Genomic DNA, 18,414 nt, shown 5'->3' with positions numbered 1-18,414 from the left:
GACAATGATGTGGGGGCGGCCCGGCGGTGGCGCCGGACGAGACGCGGACCACCCTCGGCGCGGACGGTGGAGCCGCGGAGTTGACCTCGGTAGGGTGGGGTCCGGTCGGCTCCGACCGTGCAAGATCCATAGCTGGGGGGCGCCACGCATGGGCGATTCGTTCGCGCATCTGCACGTACACACCGAGTACTCGATGCTCGACGGAGCGGCCCGCCTCAAGGACCTGTTCGCCGAGGTCAGCCGCCAGGGGATGCCGGCGGTGGCGATGACCGACCACGGCAACATGCACGGCGCCAACGACTTCTACAAGCAGGCGACGGCCGCCGGGGTCAAGCCCATCCTCGGCATCGAGGCGTACGTTGCGCCGGAGTCGCGCTTCCACAAGCAGCGGGTGCGGTGGGGTCGGCCCGAGCAGAAGAGCGACGACGTCTCCGGTAGCGGTGGCTACACCCACATGACGATCTGGGCCCGCAACAAGGTCGGCCTGCACAACCTGTTCAAGCTCACCACCCGGTCGTACACCGAGGGCTTCTTCGTCAAGTGGCCGCGCATGGACGCGGAGCTGCTCGCCGAGCACGCCGACGGGCTCATGGCGACCACCGGCTGCCCGTCGGGCGAGGTGCAGACCCGGCTGCGCCTCGGCCAGTACGACGAGGCGCTCAAGGCCGCCGCGAAGTTCCAGGACATCTTCGGCAAGGAGAACTACTTCCTGGAGATCATGGACCACGGCATCGACATCGAGCGCCGGGTCCGCCAGGAGCTGCTGGAGATCGGCCGGAAGCTCGACATCCCGCCGGTGGTCACGAACGACTCCCACTACACGCACGAGTCGCAGGCCGAGGCGCACGACGTGCTGCTCTGCGTGCAGACCGCGGCGAACGTGGCCGACCCCAACCGGTTCAAGTTCGACGGCAGCGGCTACTACATCAAGTCGGCCGACGAGATGCGCGCCGTCGACTCGTCCGACGTGTGGCTGGAGGGCTGCCGCAACACGCTGCTGGTGGCCGAGAAGGTCGACCCGGCCGGCATGTTCGAGTTCCGCAACCTCATGCCGCGCTTCCCGGTGCCGGAGGGGGAGACCGAGGAGTCCTGGTTCCGCAAGGAGACCTTCAAGGGCCTGCAGCGCCGCTTCCCGAACGGGATCCCCGAGACCCACCTCAAGCAGGCCGAGTACGAGCTGGGCGTCATCATCCAGATGGGCTTCCCGTCGTACTTCCTCGTGGTCGCCGACTTCATCCAGTGGGCCAAGAGCCAGGGCATCGCCGTGGGCCCGGGCCGTGGCTCGGCCGCCGGCTCGCTCGTGGCGTACGCCCTGGGCATCACCGACCTGGACCCGCTGCCGCACGGCCTGATCTTCGAGCGGTTCCTGAACCCCGAGCGCGTCTCGATGCCGGACGTCGACATCGACTTCGACGAGCGTCGGCGCGGCGAGGTCATCAAGTACGTCACCGAGAAGTGGGGCGAGGACAAGGTCGCCCAGATCGCGACGTTCGGCACGATCAAGGCGAAGGCCGCGATCAAGGACTCGGCCCGGGTGCTCGGCTACCCGTACGCGGTGGGCGACCGGATCACCAAGGCGATGCCGCCCGCGGTGATGGGCAAGGACATCCCGCTGTCGGGCATCTTCGACCCGAAGCACCCGCGTTACGCCGAGGCCGGCGAGATCCGGGGCCTGTACGAGTCCGACCCGGACGTCAAGAAGGTCATCGACACCGCCCGCGGCATCGAGGGCCTGATCCGGCAGACCGGCGTGCACGCCGCCGGCGTGATCATGTCCGCCGAGCCGATCATCGAGCACATCCCGCTCATGCGCCGCGACGCCGACGGGGCCATCATCACGCAGTTCGACTACCCGACGTGCGAGTCGCTCGGGCTGCTGAAGATGGACTTCCTCGGCCTGCGCAACCTCACGATCATCGACGACGCGCTGAAGAACATCGAGAGCAACCACGGGCGCACCGTCGACCTGCTCCAGCTCCCGCTCGACGACAAACCGACGTACGAGCTGCTGGCCCGGGGCGACACCCTCGGCGTGTTCCAGCTCGACGGCGGGCCGATGCGCTCGCTGCTGCGGCTCATGAAGCCGGACAACTTCGAGGACATCTCCGCGGTCCTCGCGCTCTACCGGCCCGGCCCGATGGGCGCGAACTCGCACACGAACTACGCCCTGCGCAAGAACGGCCTCCAGGAGATCACCCCGATCCACCCGGAGCTGGCCGAGCCGCTCGAGGAGATCCTCGGCCCGACGTACGGCCTGATCGTCTACCAGGAGCAGGTGCAGCGCGCCGCGCAGAAACTCGCCGGCTACAGCCTCGGCCAGGCCGACCTGCTGCGCCGGGCGATGGGCAAGAAGAAGAAGGAGGTCCTCGACAAGGAGTTCGTGCCGTTCCGCGACGGCATGCGCCGCAACGGCTACTCCGACGAGGCCATCCAGACGCTCTGGGACATCCTCGTCCCGTTCGCCGACTACGCCTTCAACAAGGCGCACACCGCCGGCTACGGCCTCGTGTCGTACTGGACCGCGTACCTCAAGGCCAACTACCCGGCCGAGTACATGGCGGCGCTGCTCACCTCGGTCGGCGACGACAAGGACAAGATGGCGCTCTACCTGTCGGAGTGCCGCCGGATGGGCATCCAGGTGCTGCCGCCGGACGTGAACACCTCCGCCGGGCCGTTCACCCCGGTGGGCCGGGACATCCGCTTCGGCCTGGCCGCCATCCGCAACGTCGGCGCGAACGTCGTCGCGGCCATCATGCGCTGCCGGGAGGAGAAGGGCGAGTACACCGACTTCTACGACTTCCTGTCGAAGGTGGACGCGGTGGTCTGCAACAAGAAGACCATCGAATCGCTCATCAAGGCCGGCGCGTTCGACTCGCTCGGGCACACCCGCAAGGGGCTGCTCCAGGTGCACGCCGACGCCATCGACGCGTACGCCGACGTCAAGCGCAAGGAGGCCACCGGCCAGTACGACCTGTTCGGGGCCGGTTTCGGCGACGTGGAGGCCACGGCCAGCAGCACCGTCATGCCGGTCATCGGCGAGAGCGAGTGGGACAAGCGCGACAAGCTGGCGTTCGAACGGGAGATGCTCGGCCTCTACGTCTCCGACCACCCGCTGTTCGGCCTGGAGCACATCCTCAACGCGGCCGCGGACACCAGCATCGCGGCGCTCGCGGAGGAGGGCGGTGTGCCGGACGGGACAGTGGTCACCGTCGCCGGGATCCTCTCCGGCGTGCAGCGGCGGGTCACCAAGCAGGGCCGCGCCTGGGCGTCGGCCACCCTGGAGGACCTCGCCGGCGGGGTGGAGACGCTGTTCTTCCCCAACACGTACGAGGTGATCGGGCAGTACATCGCCGAGGACGCCATCGTGGTGGTCAAGGGGCGGGTGGACCGCCGGGACGACACGCCGCGGATCATGGCGATGGACATGTCGATGCCGGACATCAGCGCCAGCGCCGCGAACAAGCCGGTGACGCTCACCATCCCGGTGACCCGGTGCACCCCGCCGCTGGTCGAGCGGCTCAAGGAGACCCTCGTGCTGCACCCCGGCGACGCCGAGGTGCACGTCAAACTGCTCAACGGCAGCAAGACCACCACGCTGCGCCTGGGCCCGTTCCGGGTGGCCGCCACCACGGCGCTCATGGCCGACCTGAAGAGCGTGCTCGGCCCGGCGAACGTGAGCTGAGCCGGCCGCGGCGCGGCCGAGATCGCGCTCGATCCATGATGTCGTGGCCTCCGGGTCGCACGGAGGCCACGACATCCATGTTCGAGCGCGATCGTCACGCGGCTAGCGTCTTCCGTACGCCAGCCGCCGGAGCAGCACCTCGGCGGGCCCGCGCCGGCCGCGGACGTGCATCAGGTACGCGCCGACGAGCGTGCCCAGCCAGACGAGCACGGCGCAGCCGGCGGCCACGAAGAGGGGGCTGCCCAGCCGGTCGCCGAGCGCGAGGGCGAACGGGGACGCCAGCACCAGCCAGGCGACGGACTGCACCAGGTAGCCGCTGAGCGAGCGCCGGCCCAGGGCGGCGAGCGCCGTGATCGGCAGGTGCCGTCGGCTCCCGGCCGGCCACGCCGACACCCGGAGGGCGAGCAGGCCGAAGAGTGCCGCGTAGCCGATGCCGCCGAACAGGCCGGCCGACTCGTACAGCAGCTTCACGTACCCCGCGGTGTCGGCGTCGACGTGGAGGAACCCACCGGCGAGCAGGCCCATCGGCAGGCCACCGAGGACGGCCACGGTGAGGCCGACCAGGGCGGCGCGGCGCAGCAGCCGGTGGTGTGCCGCCGGCTCGTCGAGCAGCCGGCGGCGGGCGGCCCAGGCGCCGATCCAGATCCAGAGGATCATCGGCAACATGGTGAGCACGGTCGCCGGCCACTCGGCGGCACGGGCCGCGAGTGACGCGAGGTAACTGGTCTCCGTCACCGACGGGAAGTCGCCGGTCGGCACCCCGACGGGGTCGCCGGTCCCGCCCGCCAGGCCGCGGACCACCAGCGCGCCGAGCACGAGCACGAAGGCTGCGGCGAGGACCAGGTAGGCGGGCGCGAGGCGGTGGACGCGGTCGCCCCTGCGCAGCAGGACGAGGGTGAACACGATCCCGATGAGGCCGTACGCGCCCAGGACGTCGCCGGAGTACAGCAGCAGGCCGTGTGCCAGGCCGAAGAGGAACAACCAGGCGTTGCGGCGGAGCAGCAGCGTGCGGACGGTCCGCGGTGGGCGGCCCGCCTCGTCCTGGTGGCGGGCGAACTGGACGAGCCCGTAGCCGACCATCATCGCGAACAGCGGCAGGGCGCGGGCGTGCACGAAGAGGACGAGCAGGACGTTCCAGAGCCGTTCGAGGCCGTGCGGTGTCGGATCCACCCCGGGTACGGAGGCCAGGAACACCCCCGCGGCGTTGGCCAGCGCGATGAGCAGCAGCATGGCGCCCCGGGCCAGGTCGGGCGCGAGGATGCGTCGCCCACCGGAGACCGGTGCCACCGCTCCCGGCCCGGCGGGCGTCGTCACGTCGATCGTCATGGTTCCTCCCCCTCGTTGGCGCGAGGCGCTAACCATACGGCATAAACTATATGGCGTAAACAAAAGCCTGCCGGGGCGTGGCAGCGCAGGGGCGCTGGGCAGAATGGGATCCGCATCGGGCGCGGAGGCGGAGGTCGATCATGGACGACAAGGTTCCGGTCGGGCTCGCCCGGTTGTGGCGACTGCCGACCGAGTCCCGGCTCGGCCGGCCCGCCGAACTGGACGTCGAGCAGGTCGTCCGCGCCGCCGTGGAGCTGGCCGACCGCGATGGGCTGGCCGGCGTGACGCTGGCCAAGGTGGCCAAGGAGCTGGGCTACACGACGATGTCGCTCTATCGGCACGTCGGCTCCAAGGAGGAGCTGCTCGTGCTCATGGGCGACGCCGCCACCGGCCCCGCCCCGGACGTTCCCGCCGGCCCCGCGCAGTGGCGCGCCGGCCTGCGCCAGTGGGCGTACGGCATCCGCGCCCGGCACGCCCGACACACCTGGCTGCCGCACGTGCCGATCAGCGGCCCGCCGAGCGGGCCCAACGCCGTGAGCTGGATGGACGCCTGCCTGTGCGCGCTGCGCGGCACCGGGCTCGACTGGGGGCAGAAGGTCGGCATCATGACCCTGCTCTCCGGCTACGTGCGCAGCTCCTCCCAACTCAGCCTCGACATGGCCGAAGGGCGCCGGGGAAGCGGCCTCGAACAGCCCCAGGTGGAGCAGGCGTACGGCCGGGCCCTCGCCGGCCTCGTCGACGCCGAACGCTTCCCCGAGGCGGCCGCGCTCTTCGCCTCCGGGCTGTTCGAGGCGCCGCCGCCCAGCGACCCGGAGCTGGCCGACTTCGAGTTCGGCCTCGACGTGATCCTCGACGGCGTCGCCGCCGCCATCCGCGCCGCGGAGCACGTCGGCTCCTGACCGCCCGGGTGACGCGAGGACCGCGGCGCGGGCCGCCGGTGAGGGGAAGGCCGCCAGAACCCGATTGGCAGTCCAGCCGGGGCGGACCTCGGCGTTAGCGTCGAGACGTGGAGCTGATCGAGGCGCAGAAGCTGTGGCAGCCGGAACCCGGCTGGTTGAACACCGCGAGCTACGGGCTGCCGCCCGAACCGGCCTGGACGGCGTTGCAGGACGCCCTGGCCGACTGGCGGGTCGGCCGGACCTCGTGGGAGGGCTGGGACGAGTCGACAAACCGATGCCGCGCCGCGTTCGCCCGGCTGGTCGGCGGCGTGCCCGTGGCGGACGTGGCGATCGGCAGCACCGCGTCGCAGCTTCTCGCGCCGGTGGCCGCGGCGCTTCCGTCCGGCGCGACGGTCGTGGTACCCGAGGTCGAGTTCACCTCCAACCTCTTCCCGTGGCTGGCGCAGGCCGAAAGATCAGAGGCAACTCCTTCCCCTAGAAGACTACCAGAGCCCAAGATATAGGCTCTGAACAGGGAAGATAGATAACCCTAAGATCACTACTCCTTCTTTGATGACAACTCCCGAAAAGACTCGCAGGTACCCCTAGATGCTGTGTGCCACACAGTATGAAGACAAGTTGATCTAGCAAGACCGCAGGTCACAGGCTATGGAGCCTGCCGGTTTACCTCGATAGGGTTGATCCGTGGGTGCCTGGCCGGCGCTGTAGCGCTGGAATGGTTTGAGCACAGACCAGCAGACACATTCTAACCGAATAGCAAAATAGCCGGAAGGGCTGCCCGATTGGGTGGCCCTTCTTTGCCCTAAGCCTTTCTTTTTACCCTCCACAGGTGACATCTCACTTAGAGGACAATATTCCTAGAGTGAATTGGAGGTGATAGAGAATGGCTGAAAAGTTTGATAACACTTACAGGACGTGCCCTGAGTGTGGGTTGACGCTTCACGTCTACCAGTACGGCTATACAGACAGCAGTAAGACCGAACGTGACTTTAGCGTGTGCCTAAGTTGCAGGTATGACCGCGCGCTAGCTGGCCCGCGTACGCAGCCTCAGAAACCAGCCTCAGATCGCCGTACACGGCCGAACGTGCCCCAGGAGGTATCCCAGGAGGGGTAGCGACATTTCAGGGCTTTACACACAAGGAACACAGGAATCCCAGGGATCTTTTTACCCAAAAATCGAAGGAGAAGTTTTAATGATCATCTCAGCTGACTATCTAGGCAAGGTTTCTGCCATCCACCTAAGGGGTGGCGTTCGGGTGGAAGTAGTCCAGAACGAAAAGTCGAGGCTTACTGCCGAGATGGGCGTTCCATGTTACGAGTTTGAATCCATTGTTCAAGACGGCGAAGAAGTCTATTTCCCCCTACTAACGATCATGGCTGATGAAGTTATCGGATATGAAATCATCATCTAAGGAGAAGGACTACTCATGAAGTTCTACAAGAATCACCGGTGCGAGAAGGTGCATCAGACGTACCTGGAGCTTATGAAGTGCATGAAGGGCCGTAAGATTCTCCGGATTTACGGGGAAGGGCCGTACGCGCTTTTTAGCTGTCCTGTCCCCAGGGGCTTTCCTGGTGCTGGGAAGGTTGAGATTTCTCTGCATGACGATTACGTAAGGGCCACGATCACTCAGGATCGGCTAAACAAGCTGGGTTGTGGTTCCGGTTGTAAGAGGAGCCATGAAATTGTTCGGATGGTTAATCCGCCAGAGGCGGTTAGCTGGGGTGAGCCACCACTACGACCAAAGCCGGCAGGCAAAGCAACGTGCCCAACTTGCAAGGCTGGTCCCGGTGAACCATGTGTTACCTACAACGGAAAAGGAACCGTCAAAGGTTCATATCACCGGCTGAGAGTTGGTGCCGCATGGAATGAGGTTTACGCGCATGACTGATCTTGAATTCTTCAGACCTAGAAGTCTGGCAGATTTGGTGAATGAATATGGCGAGGATCTACAGAAGCCACCATTCATCATCCCCGGAATCCTCCACAACGTTTCTACGGTTGTCTACGGACAGCCGAAACACGGTAAGAGTGTTTGGGTTTGCGGGATGGTTAAGGCTCTTGTGTCTGGTGATTCCGAATTCATGGGACAGCCAATCCACCACGACAGGGAATGGCGGGTAAGTTTCATCCTCTCGGATGGTGGAGCGGAACGAGAAGTAGTCAGGGATATGGCAGCGATGGGCTTGGAATCAAAGCACCATACAAGCGTACTCACCTACCCTGGTATGCCGTTTACCCCGGAACAGTGGCAGGTCGTTGCTGACAGGGTTATTTCTGACGGCTGTAATCTAGTCGTGTTAGACAACTTCATTTCTCTTATTGAAGGAAATCCTAACTACACTCAAGATGTAAATGATTGGTGGAATGCTGCTGTTAGACCCTTCACCCTTTACGGCATTCCGGTAATCGTTGTTGCGCATTCCTCCGATAAGTTCGCACCTGGTGGCGAGAAGGGTAAGACTCCGGCAGCTAGCTTCGCTCTCACGGCCAGAACACGTTGGAGCGTGCATGTGTGGCGTTGTGGCAAAGACCTAGAAACCCTCGCCTTTACTGGCAAGGGACAGGGGCATACGGACTGGGAATATTGGAGCAACCGAGATTACGGGTTTACTCCGGCTGAGAAGCCGGTTGCCGGTAAGCCTGAGAAGAAGGATGAGAAGAAATCCGAGAAGAAGAAGAGGGATTTTGAAGCGACTAGAGACATGGTAAGGGATTGGGTTCTAGCTAATGGTCAGGGAGTTTCTAACAAGTCTGAGGTTGCTCGGATGGTGAAGACAGCTCTAAACCTTGACCAGACTGAAGTAACCATCAGACAGCGACTTGGTGATGGTGGCTATGGGGTTCACTACGCCGGTAACGGCAAGTGGTACAGGAAAGACTCTGAGTAGAGTTGATGATGTTGATGATGATGACCCCCTTCCTATATATCTCCCTACGGTCGATATCATCACCATCCCCATTAGTACTCTGATAGGCACAGCCCTCCGGCTGTGCAGATATTCGGCGAAGGAAGGGAGGGGTGGTTATTGAAACCCCGACCTTCCTTAATCCCTCGCCTTACGGGCGAGGTAACTAACTTAATCCATAGCTTAAATTACGGTATAAAGATGATAGATAGTTATGGTTAATAGTTATGGTTAATAGTGCGCCCGGTGGCGCAGGGTCTATCTACCTACTTTTTCTTACCGGCATTCCCATCCATTCCTGCCGGTAAGAATACCTAGATCCTTTTAGGGGAAAGTGCGCCCCACGGCGCAGGCTAACTTACGTTATGCAGGCTACACGCCTGCCTCTTCCTACCGGCTTCACTAATGGTTTCGCCGGTAATCCTCCCTTACAGGGGAGGGGATGGAACACGGCTTTATTGTTCTGCCGTGTTCCCTTCGATTCTTGGCTATAGGAGTAAACCCATGTCTACTAATACCGAAACTAGAACTAGAAGAATCCTGCCCCGGCCGACGCCGGGAACCAGGTTTGATGATGCAATCTTTGTGCTTGAATTTTCGAAGAAGCACAAGAATGGTTCCTCATCAGGAACAAACCGTGTTGGGCTCTTCAAGTGCCGTTGCGGGCAGATTTTCGCCCGCGAAATGAAGCTAATATACTATGGCAAGGCAACCACGAATTGCGGTTGCCGTACCTATGAGGATTACGTATCAATCCCAGCTATCCGCCGCATGGCGGGAGAGCTTGACTAACCCATCGGGTTACATCTCTCCTATTTCGGTTCTAGGATATTAATAATAGAGTGATGATGGATTTCCTGATGCACTCAAAACCCCCTTCGTATTGTCGGGGGGTTGGGGTAGCGGCATTCCCAACCCCCCACCCTGGACGATTATCTAAGATAAGAATTGCTAGATAATTATGCTCAATCCTTGTCAGGATTTCGCAGGGGTCTAGGTCTTTCATTCTTGACCGATACTTCAGGGCTACGCCCGTTCCGTATCGTCCCTCATTCTTGACCGGTATAGGGAAGCCCTGCTTCCCCTGGGTTGTCCCCAAATCTTTGACCGGTACTAGGAGCACACCGCGTGTGCGACGGCTGGAAAAAAGTTTGAACTTTCTTTGCCGTACCGGCCGGAAACGGCCGATAGTCGAGTCTTATATAGGTAGAGGCATGGTTGGTTCCCGTGCTTTCTGTTCGTTGGCTAGTTCATGAGGCGGGCCGGATTGGTTGCCGGCCCTGCTTCCTAGCCCATCAAAAACATAGTCTTCCCTGCCGAATGGCAGACCCTATGGGCTTCCCTGCCGAATGGCAGGGTTTTAAGAGAAGCTACCAATATCCATCTTCGATGTTCTCTTGTTTCAAGGGCAGTCTCAGATTGCCCTTCCCAATTTTCCGTCGGGTTGATACATCCCACGGATTAATGCCTTCCGTTGGAGTAGTGCCCAACGGATGGGGATGGTAACTAAGCCCTCTGGGCTTCTAAGGCTCTTCGAGCCTGCTGGGCCATGCATCCTTTCCGTGTCGTCTGGTGTTGCCAATCCTGCAAGAAGATCAGGGATAGGGCCGGTTCTTTCCATGGCCGGCCCCTTTCCGTTTCTCAGACTTTTCCCATTACCCTTCCTAAGCCGACCGTGACCGGTCGCATCTAGCTGGGAGCGTCGGAGTTATGGGGCTATTTCGCTGACGCTCCCTTTTACTTAAATACGACTCATCTTGAGTCGGTCTGATCCGACACCCCCAAGGAGACAACACCATGAGAGAGCGAGTAGACCTGTCTCTATTCTCGGAAAGAGACGAGAGATATCAGGTGCTTTACCTTGTCGATCTCGGAAACACAATTGTTGAGATTGGGCACACCGATAATGTCAAGGGGACCATGTACCGGTATGTCTATACCGAAGATGGTTGCGAGGCCATCTGGCTTTCCCAGAGTTTCGATGCCAACCCAACGGCTGTTGATCCTCGCCTGCCGGCAGAATTGCAGTCAGGCATTCCGGAATGGGAATGGGCATACTGCCAGCTTTTAGACCTCGCCAACCGCGCTGCGGTCAAGATGACAGAATCCAGATTTGTCGGTCTGTCTCTAGACGTCTACAAAGCCTATGCAAGACAGATCAACATTTCGTCGTATAAAACATACATCATTAGCTAAAGGGAGGCACCCCCCAGCCCTCCTGGTGTCCCGACTCCACCAGGACGCAGCCTGCCACAGCAAACGGCCTCAGAGCCGCGCTGAGCCAAGATCACAGCGTGTTGGTACCTCTGTCCACCCTTTGCGGTTCTAGGCTGTCTGACACTATCTCAGCAGGAATTAGCAGACATGTAGCACAGACAACCATCATGGATTTACATGCACAGGATTTCTTGCCTGTCTGTCTGTGCTTATTCTTTCGTTGCATTCTTTCGTCATCCATCGTTGCACCTTCTTTGGTGCTGATCTGATTCAGAAGGATTTGTTTATGCGTGCGATCGATGGATGATCTTGCCTGAATGTACGAATGCATAATTATGCAGTGATCTTGAAGGGGGTAGGGGGTATACCCGATGATCATTTGGGGTAGACCGGTACAGGGGCTGGAATTCCCCATGCCCCCGGTCTAGAAAGTTTTTTGATATTCAGCCCCATACGGGATTCCTGCATAAATATGCACAACAAAAAGGAGGTGAAACCATATGGCTCTGACCAGACCTGCAAAAGACACCGGCAATGCACACAGAAAGCCGGCATTTGAAACCACGTTCTTAGCTCGTAGAGACGGGACTATGGTTGGTCCTGAGCTACCGGATTGCCAGGAATGGAACCAGCAGGCTAGAGACTGGTATGACATGTGGCGACGCTCAGAAATCGCCGCAATCCTTGAGCCTTCAGACTGGTTCCATCTTCAGAATGTGGCGGTTTTGGTAGGTCTTTTCTGGTCCCCTGACGTTAAACCGTCATCCAAGGTCGCTATTCACGCAGAGATCAGAAAGTGTGAAGCCAGCTACGGCGCAACGTACTTTGACCGTCTGGTACGACGTATTAAGTTTGTTGAGTCTCAGGAACCTTCTACCCCTGAGGCTGCTATCTCTCCCGTGAACTACGAGGCACTCATGGAGGATGACTAATGAAATACGTAGCCTTTCGTGACGCTGATTCCGGGATTCTCGTAAGCATGGTCCTCATCGCTGACGAAAACTCTTACGTAGACACGCTCCAGTCTCAGCTAAAGAGAGCCAGAGCGGCTGGTCTGCTCGATGGTGTTTCGAGCGTGCAAGTCGCGGAAACTGATGACGTTTTTCTTGACCCTGATGATTTGGAATGGAAATCCCTTATTTCCATTAATTAGACTTCCCTCTCCTTACCGTCGAGAGGGATACGGCAGGTCTGGAACCTGCCTTTTTTATGCCCCCGATACGGGACTCCTAACAACCCTTCTGATCCTCCGGTTTCCTGGGAGTCCTAGGGCAAAAACATGTTCTCTCTGATTCTTGAAGAATCGCCGTAGAGAAATCTCCTGGTGAGAAATCGGCGCGGGTTATACGTGCCCGTGTTTTGTGTTTATTCGATTTCTCAAAGAATGGAGATATGTAATGGCATATCTAAACGATTCACAGATTATTTCTCGTAGTGAAAACGAGGCAATCGAGCTACCGGAGCAGGTAGCGTCAGACGTAGTTAAGGCGACCGCCAACACTTCCGTAGTGGCACGCCTTGCAAGGCGTATCAACATGGGAAGCAAGAGCTACCGTCAGCCGGTTATCTCAGGTCTTCCGACCGCGTACTGGGTTAACGGTGACACGGGCCTTAAGGGCCATACTACCGTCAAGTTTGGCGACACCACGCTGGTTGCTGAGGCAATGGCAACCCTCGTTGTTGTTCCCGATGAGTTTATTGATGACTCGGGAGTGCCAATTTGGTCTGAGTGTAAGACTCTCATTGCCGAAGCTTTTGGTCGCAAGCTGGATGATGCCGCGCTATGGGGTCTAAACGCTCCCGCTTCATGGACCGATTCTGTTTATGGGTCGGCCGTTGCAGCCGGAAACTATGTTGACCGTCCGGCTTCTGATGCGCCGGATTACGGCGTGGATATCGCTAACGCTGCAAAGCTTGTTTCTTCTGACGGTTTCAGCGTCTCAGGCTTTGCCGTTCGTCCTGGCCTACGTTGGGAACTTCTAGGACAGCGTGACCTGAACGGCTCTCCGGTATTCCAGCAGCTAGCGGGAACCGATGGGATGCCTGCGGAGACCATCTACAACCTACCGGCTGTTGAAAGCCGTAACGGTGCATGGAATAACGACGTGTCGGTAATTGCTGGTGACTGGGATAAGGCTCTGTTTGGTGTCCGCCAGGACATCACCGCGACTATCCACACCGACGCGGTTATCTCGGATGAGTCTGGAAATGTTGTGTTTAACGCAATGCAGCAGGACTCTAAGATCATGCGTGTTGTTATGCGTGTTGGATTCGCAATCGCTAACCCTCAGACGCAGCTAAACACCACTAGTGCTCGTAGTCCGTTCGCTCTCGTTCTTAACGAGGGAACCGCAGCTAGCTAAGCCGTAGGCTTGCTAAGCCCTCTGGGCTTCTAAGACTCTTCGAGTCTGCTAAACCGCGTAGCGGTTTCTAAAGCCGCAGGCTTGCTAACCAACGCTTCTCCTAGCGTTAGAAGGTAAACAAAAAAGACCCTCTCTCTAAGTTCCAAAGGATTCCGGGCTTATCCCAGGTTCAAATCCTCAGGTTCTCGGAGAGAGGGTCTTTTTTTGTCTCTAGAGGGAGACTACCTGTGCGATATCCGCTCCGATCATTGGAGCGATCCTCTGGAAATCGTCTAGGGAGTCACAGCGGAAAATTTCCGCCCCATCCGACCGGACGGCTACCGTCCCTGATTCCATGACGAACAACCATCCCAGGGTTTCTCCCTCATGGTGAAGAAGGAATGTCTTTGGAGGATTGGCTACAACGACTAGGGGAATGTCGTCTGTGGAGTACGACCTGTCATCGGTCATCGGTAGTTCGCTCCCCTGTTCCGCAGAGCGTGTGAAGCTCTCCACGCGCCGGCCCGTGTGAACAAGGGCCGATCCAGGATCACGGTCTGGTCTGCCTCCTGGTGCTGTGTCTGCCTCCTGGCGTGCTCGACACTGACCCACGCTCCTGCCCTAGCCGGGTAGCAGGTTGCCGGCCCTAGCATCTCTACGGGCCTCTCAGACCGCTTCCTGAGCCTCTGTAGGAGGCGTGCGAGCCTCCCTGGTTGCTCTGGCTGCCTGTGCCTCACAAGATCACCCTCCCGTGTGGTGCTGTGCCTGACGGGGCACACTCTAGTAGCAGTGTTGACAGAGTGAGCAGTGTCAGCAGAACCGACATAGCGGACAGGGATAGGAATAGGAGTGATCTAATCGGGCTATGACCGGCTACGTACCCGCTTACCGGGTAATCATCAACTCAATACGGCAGAGCGTGAAAACCGGTCAACTGAAAGCCGGTGACAAGCTGCCTTCCCTGCCTGAGCTAACGGAACAGTTCGATTGTTCTACCGGTACGGTTCGCCGTGCTCTAGAGCATTTGATGGTTGCTGGCATCGTAGAAGGTCGGCAAGGTGTCGGTTACTTCATTACCGGCAAGATGCCTGACGAATAGATTTTCTCTTTGGGAAGGGTCCCTTTGGGTGTTCCTGCGACGATCCCAGGGAGAAGGGATTGCCCGGACATAACCGTCCGGGCTTTCTCTTAGTGTGAGAAGCCACAAAAAAAGCCGGGAGAGTGTCCCAGGCACCAAACCCCTGTTTATGGGCAAAGTCTTTCTATCGTGACCTAGGCAAAGAGAAAGGCCCGGAACTATGCCGGGCCTTCTCATGGAGCTAAACGCTAATACACGTTGGTAGCATATCGACTCTCCACCCATGACATGATGGGCTCTCCGGTCATATCCCGGATGGTGAGTTCCACCAGATACGTACCATCGTTCGTCACGTCCTGGCCTACAACCGTTTCAGCATCGATGCTGGCGGCATCGAAGAGGCAGCCACAGTCAAAGACGTATGACTCGACAACCCGCATCATCCGACCGTTGATTTCGGTGAACTGAGTACGTACCTCGTAGCCGGTAATGGTCTGGTTGTGAGTGTTGCACTTGATGGCCACGGGACTAGTTCCCTTCCTGGATGCTGCATCCGACAACTTTGCCGTTGCTGTCGAGAGTTACCGAAGAGTGTTCGTACAACCGGATATTGCAGACCGGGCAGACGTTGGACCGGATGAGTTTCTTTAGGGCTTCCAACATGGGACGGTTGATTCTGACGACATGATGCCGGGCCATCAGTTCCCCATCCTTTCCATGAAGCCTGAGATGTCCTGCTGCCTGTGGCTCACGTAATACTGAAGGGACACGTTGACGTGATGGTGTCTCATTTGAGCTTGCAGGACTCTCGGGGATGCTCCCATTTCCACCAACGCCATTGCGAACCGGTGGCGTAGTTGGTGAGGATTCATTTCTACGCCTAGCATTTTGAGAGTCCTACGCCGGATACCCTTATAGACTGTCGGATGTCCCTTCTCAAAATCCTTGGCTGGGGTGGCGGCATATTCAGCCGCAAACCAGGAGGGAACAACTACCGGACCAGAGGTTTTCGGGGATATGACCTCATACGTCTTATCGGCTCTTTGTCGGTCAAAGGTAATCACGTTGCCCTTGCATGGTTGCTTGACCAGGGCTTCACTGATCCTCGCACCCGCATACAGCATGGTGAAGGCATGAATCCTGTAAACCGAATCTTCGAAGGTCTGATGAAGTTCTTGCACGCTCGGCAGGTCGTACTCTTTCTGCCGAGCTTTCGCTACCGGGATTTTGACTCCGAGCGCGGCACGCAGGTTGATTGCGTGCTTCCTTCTGGTGCTGTCAGTCAGCACGCGGGACAGCCGTTGGTTAAGAATCCGGGCGGTCAACTTTTTGTAGGGAAAGTCTTCTAGGTCCAGAATCCGGAGAGTCTTTAGGTAACTCTTGTAGGTAGAGTCTTTGATAGAACGTTCTTCTAGCCGTTCTAGAGCTACTTCAAGACATGTCCTGTTTTCCTGGTCCTCTTCTTTCATGGCAACTCCTTCCCATTGGTTTTGGCCCTTAATTTGGGCTAGGAGTTCACCTCCAACCTCTTCCCGTGGCTGGCGCAGGCCGGGCGCGGCGTGCGCGTGCGCACCGTGCCGCTCGCGCGCCTCGTCGACGCCATCGACGCCGGCACCGACCTGGTCGCGTTCAGCCTCGTGCAGTCCGCCGACGGCGCACTCGCCCCGTACGACGAGGTCGTGGCCGCGGCCCGGGCGCACGGCGCGCTGGTCGTGGTGGACGCCACCCAGGCCGCCGGCTGGCTGCCGTTCGACGCCTCCCTTGCCGACGCGGTGGTCGTCTCGGCGTACAAGTGGTTGATGGGTCCGCGTGGCGCGGCGCTGGCCTACCTGGCCCCCGAGCTTCGGGAGCGGCTGCGCCCGGACGCCGCCGGCTGGTACGCGGGCCGCGACCCGCACGCCTCCTACTACGGCCCGCCGCTGCGGCTGGCCGACGAGGCCCGCCGTTTCGACATCTCGCCGGCCTGGTTCTGCTGGGTCGGCATGGCGCCCGCGCTCGACGTGCTCCTCGACGTGGGCCTGCCGGCCATCCGCGACCACGACGTGGCGCTGGCCAACCGGCTCCTCACCGGGCTCGGCCAGCCGCCGGGGGAGAGCGCCATCGTGACCGTCGAGGTGCCCGGCGCGCAGGAGAAGGTGGAACGGGCGGGCGTGCGGGCCGCGGTGCGGGCCGGTCGGGTGCGCGCCTCGTTCCACCTCTACTCCACGCAGGAGGACGTCGACCTCGCCCTGGACGCGCTGACGAGCTGAGCGGGCCCGCCGCGTGCGTGCCGCACCCGCGGAGGCGACTCATCGATGTGGATGGCCCACCCGGGCGGAGGCCCGCGGTGGGCGTCCCGCCCCGCAGGGTGTGGTGCGGGATCACGCTTCGATGCATGGGAATGCGTGGGGCATCGACATGGCTCGACTCGCCGGCCCCGCCGTACGTTTCCTGAACGCGACGGCCATGTGACCACGGTCACCCATCCGGTCGTCGCCTTCAGACGGCGGAGGACATGGCGATGGCCGGGCAAGCGCTCCTGTCGGCTCGCGGGCTGACCCGCGACTTCCGGGGCTTCCGGGCGGTGGACGGCGTCGACCTCGACGTCGCGCCGGAGAGCGTCCACGCGCTCGTGGGCCCCAACGGCGCCGGCAAGACCACGCTGTTCAACCTGCTCACCGGCTTCCTGCGGCCCACCGGTGGGCGGATCGAGCTGGCCGGGCGGGACGTCACCGGGCTGCCGCCGGAGCGGGTGGCCCGCCTCGGCGTCGCCCGCTCCTTCCAGATCACCAGCCTCTTCCCGCAGCTCACGGCGCAGGAGCACGTCGAGTTGGCGTTGCAGTCGCCGAGCGGGCTGGGCTGGCGGTTCTGGCGCTCGGCGAAGCTGATGCGCCGCTACCACGACCGCGCGGCCGAGCTGCTCGACATGGTCGGGCTCGCCGACCTCGCCCACGCCCCCTCCGAGGCGCTGGCGTACGGACGCAAGCGGGCCCTCGAACTCGCCATCGCGCTCGCCCTGGACCCGAAGGTGCTGCTGCTCGACGAGCCGACCGCCGGCATGGGCCTGGAGGACGTCGACCGCACCGTCGAACTCATCGCCCGCGTACGTCAGGGCCGCACCGTCGTCATGGTCGAGCACAACATGAGCGTCGTCGGCCGCCTCGCCGACACCGTCACCGTGCTCCAGGCCGGCAAGGTCCTCGTCGAGGGCCCGTACGACGAGGTCCGCGCGGACGAGCGCGTGATCACCGCCTACCTGGGAGCCGCCGATGCTGCGCGTTGACAGCCTGTCCGCCTGGTACGGGGAGGCGCAGGTGCTGCGGGACGTCAGCCTCGACGTCGCCGCCGGCGAGGTCGTCACCCTGGTCGGCCGCAACGGCGCCGGCAAGTCCACCCTCCTGCGGTGCGTCATGGGGCTGCACGCCGGCCAGCGCGGCACGGTGGAGCTGGACGGGCGGGACATCGGCCGGCTGCCGGCGCACCGCCGGGCCCGGCTCGGGCTCGGCTGGGTGCCCGACGACCGGGGCAGCTACGCGACGCTGAGCGTCGCCGAGAACCTCACGCTGCCGCCGACCGTCGGGCCCGACCCGTGGTCGCTGGAGCGGGTGTACGAGGCGTTCCCCGCCCTGTACGCCCGGCGCGACTCGCCGGCCACCACCCTGTCCGGCGGTGAGCAGCAGATGCTCGCCCTGGCGCGGGTGCTGCGCATGGGCGCCCGGCTGCTGCTCTGCGACGAACCGACCGAGGGGCTCTCCCCACTGCTCGTGCAGCAGGTCGCCGACCTGCTGCACGAGGCCAAGCGGCACGGGGTCACCGTGCTGCTGGTCGAACAGAACCTGCACTTCGCCACCGGCGTCGCCGACCGGCACTACCTGCTGGCCGAGGGACGCGTCGTGGAGGCGATGGACAACTCCGAGGTGCGCTCCCGGGAGCGCGAACTGCTGTCGTACCTCGGGATCTGATGACGGCTGCTGACCGCGC

Annotated in this window: 14 protein-coding genes and 2 pseudogenes; 13 read left to right on the top strand and 3 right to left on the bottom strand. The window is 61.3% G+C overall.

Going from position 1 to position 18,414, the window contains the following annotated elements; genetic code table 11:
* Positions 1 to 148: 148 nt before the first annotated feature.
* Positions 149 to 3,682, top strand: a complete 3,534-nt coding sequence (gene dnaE / locus D7I43_RS12945) for a DNA polymerase III subunit alpha (RefSeq protein WP_120328725.1) — start codon at positions 149 to 151, stop codon at positions 3,680 to 3,682.
* A gap of 102 nt (positions 3,683 to 3,784) precedes the next feature.
* On the opposite strand, the gene D7I43_RS12940 is transcribed toward dnaE, so the two are convergent.
* Positions 3,785 to 5,008 carry a DUF418 domain-containing protein gene (locus tag D7I43_RS12940; RefSeq protein WP_120328724.1) on the bottom strand — a complete coding sequence of 408 codons (1,224 nt, stop codon included), beginning with the start codon at positions 5,006 to 5,008 and terminating at the stop codon, positions 3,785 to 3,787.
* Positions 5,009 to 5,148: 140 nt separating this feature from the next.
* On the opposite strand from D7I43_RS12940, the gene D7I43_RS12935 reads away from it, so the two are divergent.
* The 9 genes and pseudogenes from D7I43_RS12935 (at position 5,149) to D7I43_RS12915 (ending at position 14,475) form a co-directional block, all read left to right on the top strand.
* Positions 5,149 to 5,907 (top strand): TetR/AcrR family transcriptional regulator, encoded by a 759-nt coding sequence (locus D7I43_RS12935; protein WP_120328723.1) that lies wholly within the window; start codon positions 5,149 to 5,151, stop codon positions 5,905 to 5,907.
* Positions 5,908 to 6,014: 107 nt separating this feature from the next.
* A pseudogene (locus D7I43_RS12930) lies at positions 6,015 to 6,362 on the top strand (aminotransferase class V-fold PLP-dependent enzyme); the annotation flags it as partial.
* 738 nt (positions 6,363 to 7,100) lie between these two features.
* Positions 7,101 to 7,319 (top strand): hypothetical protein, encoded by a 219-nt coding sequence (locus tag D7I43_RS32480; protein ID WP_147427246.1) that lies wholly within the window; start codon positions 7,101 to 7,103, stop codon positions 7,317 to 7,319.
* A gap of 15 nt (positions 7,320 to 7,334) precedes the next feature.
* Complete coding sequence (locus tag D7I43_RS34355; protein WP_420870199.1) at positions 7,335 to 7,799, top strand: zinc finger domain-containing protein; 465 nt, start codon at positions 7,335 to 7,337, stop codon at positions 7,797 to 7,799.
* Complete coding sequence (locus D7I43_RS12925) at positions 7,792 to 8,799, top strand: AAA family ATPase (RefSeq protein WP_158610096.1); 1,008 nt, start codon at positions 7,792 to 7,794, stop codon at positions 8,797 to 8,799. The genes D7I43_RS34355 and D7I43_RS12925 overlap by 8 nt, the downstream gene beginning before the upstream one ends.
* A 1,815-nt stretch (positions 8,800 to 10,614) precedes the next feature.
* Positions 10,615 to 11,013 carry a hypothetical protein gene (locus D7I43_RS32475; RefSeq protein WP_147427245.1) on the top strand — a complete coding sequence of 133 codons (399 nt, stop codon included), beginning with the start codon at positions 10,615 to 10,617 and terminating at the stop codon, positions 11,011 to 11,013.
* A gap of 521 nt (positions 11,014 to 11,534) precedes the next feature.
* Complete coding sequence (locus tag D7I43_RS32470; RefSeq protein WP_147427244.1) at positions 11,535 to 11,966, top strand: phage terminase small subunit; 432 nt, start codon at positions 11,535 to 11,537, stop codon at positions 11,964 to 11,966.
* A gap of 465 nt (positions 11,967 to 12,431) precedes the next feature.
* Positions 12,432 to 13,397, top strand: coding sequence for a phage major capsid protein (locus D7I43_RS12920; RefSeq protein ID WP_120328721.1), 966 nt, complete (start codon positions 12,432 to 12,434; stop codon positions 13,395 to 13,397).
* A gap of 844 nt (positions 13,398 to 14,241) precedes the next feature.
* On the top strand, positions 14,242 to 14,475 hold the full coding sequence (locus D7I43_RS12915; RefSeq protein WP_120328720.1) for a winged helix-turn-helix domain-containing protein: 234 nt from the start codon (positions 14,242 to 14,244) through the stop codon (positions 14,473 to 14,475).
* A gap of 227 nt (positions 14,476 to 14,702) precedes the next feature.
* Here the strand turns inward: D7I43_RS12915 and D7I43_RS12910 are convergent, their stop codons facing one another.
* The gene (locus D7I43_RS12910) at positions 14,703 to 14,978 is read right to left on the bottom strand and encodes a hypothetical protein (RefSeq protein WP_120328719.1); all 276 of its coding nucleotides are present in this window, start codon (positions 14,976 to 14,978) and stop codon (positions 14,703 to 14,705) included.
* 174 nt (positions 14,979 to 15,152) lie between these two features.
* Complete coding sequence (locus D7I43_RS12905; protein WP_120328718.1) at positions 15,153 to 15,923, bottom strand: tyrosine-type recombinase/integrase; 771 nt, start codon at positions 15,921 to 15,923, stop codon at positions 15,153 to 15,155.
* Positions 15,924 to 15,965: 42 nt separating this feature from the next.
* Here D7I43_RS12905 and D7I43_RS12900 point away from each other — a divergent pair.
* From D7I43_RS12900 to D7I43_RS12890, 3 genes and pseudogenes are all read left to right on the top strand, one after another.
* Positions 15,966 to 16,703 (top strand): annotated as a pseudogene (locus D7I43_RS12900) (aminotransferase class V-fold PLP-dependent enzyme); the annotation flags it as partial.
* A gap of 251 nt (positions 16,704 to 16,954) precedes the next feature.
* A complete protein-coding gene (locus tag D7I43_RS12895; protein WP_120328717.1) occupies positions 16,955 to 17,716 on the top strand; it encodes an ABC transporter ATP-binding protein in 762 nt (253 codons plus the stop codon).
* Entirely contained in the window at positions 17,703 to 18,395 is a 693-nt protein-coding gene (locus D7I43_RS12890; protein ID WP_120328716.1) for an ABC transporter ATP-binding protein, read from the top strand. Before D7I43_RS12895 ends, D7I43_RS12890 begins: the two co-directional genes overlap by 14 nt.
* Positions 18,396 to 18,414: the final 19 nt, after the last annotated feature.

This window comes from Micromonospora globbae (genome assembly GCF_003610785.1).
In the GTDB taxonomy this organism is placed as follows: domain Bacteria; phylum Actinomycetota; class Actinomycetes; order Mycobacteriales; family Micromonosporaceae; genus Micromonospora; species Micromonospora globbae.
Note: the sequence above shows the minus strand (reverse complement) of the source record. Positions and strands in the feature narration are given on the sequence as shown.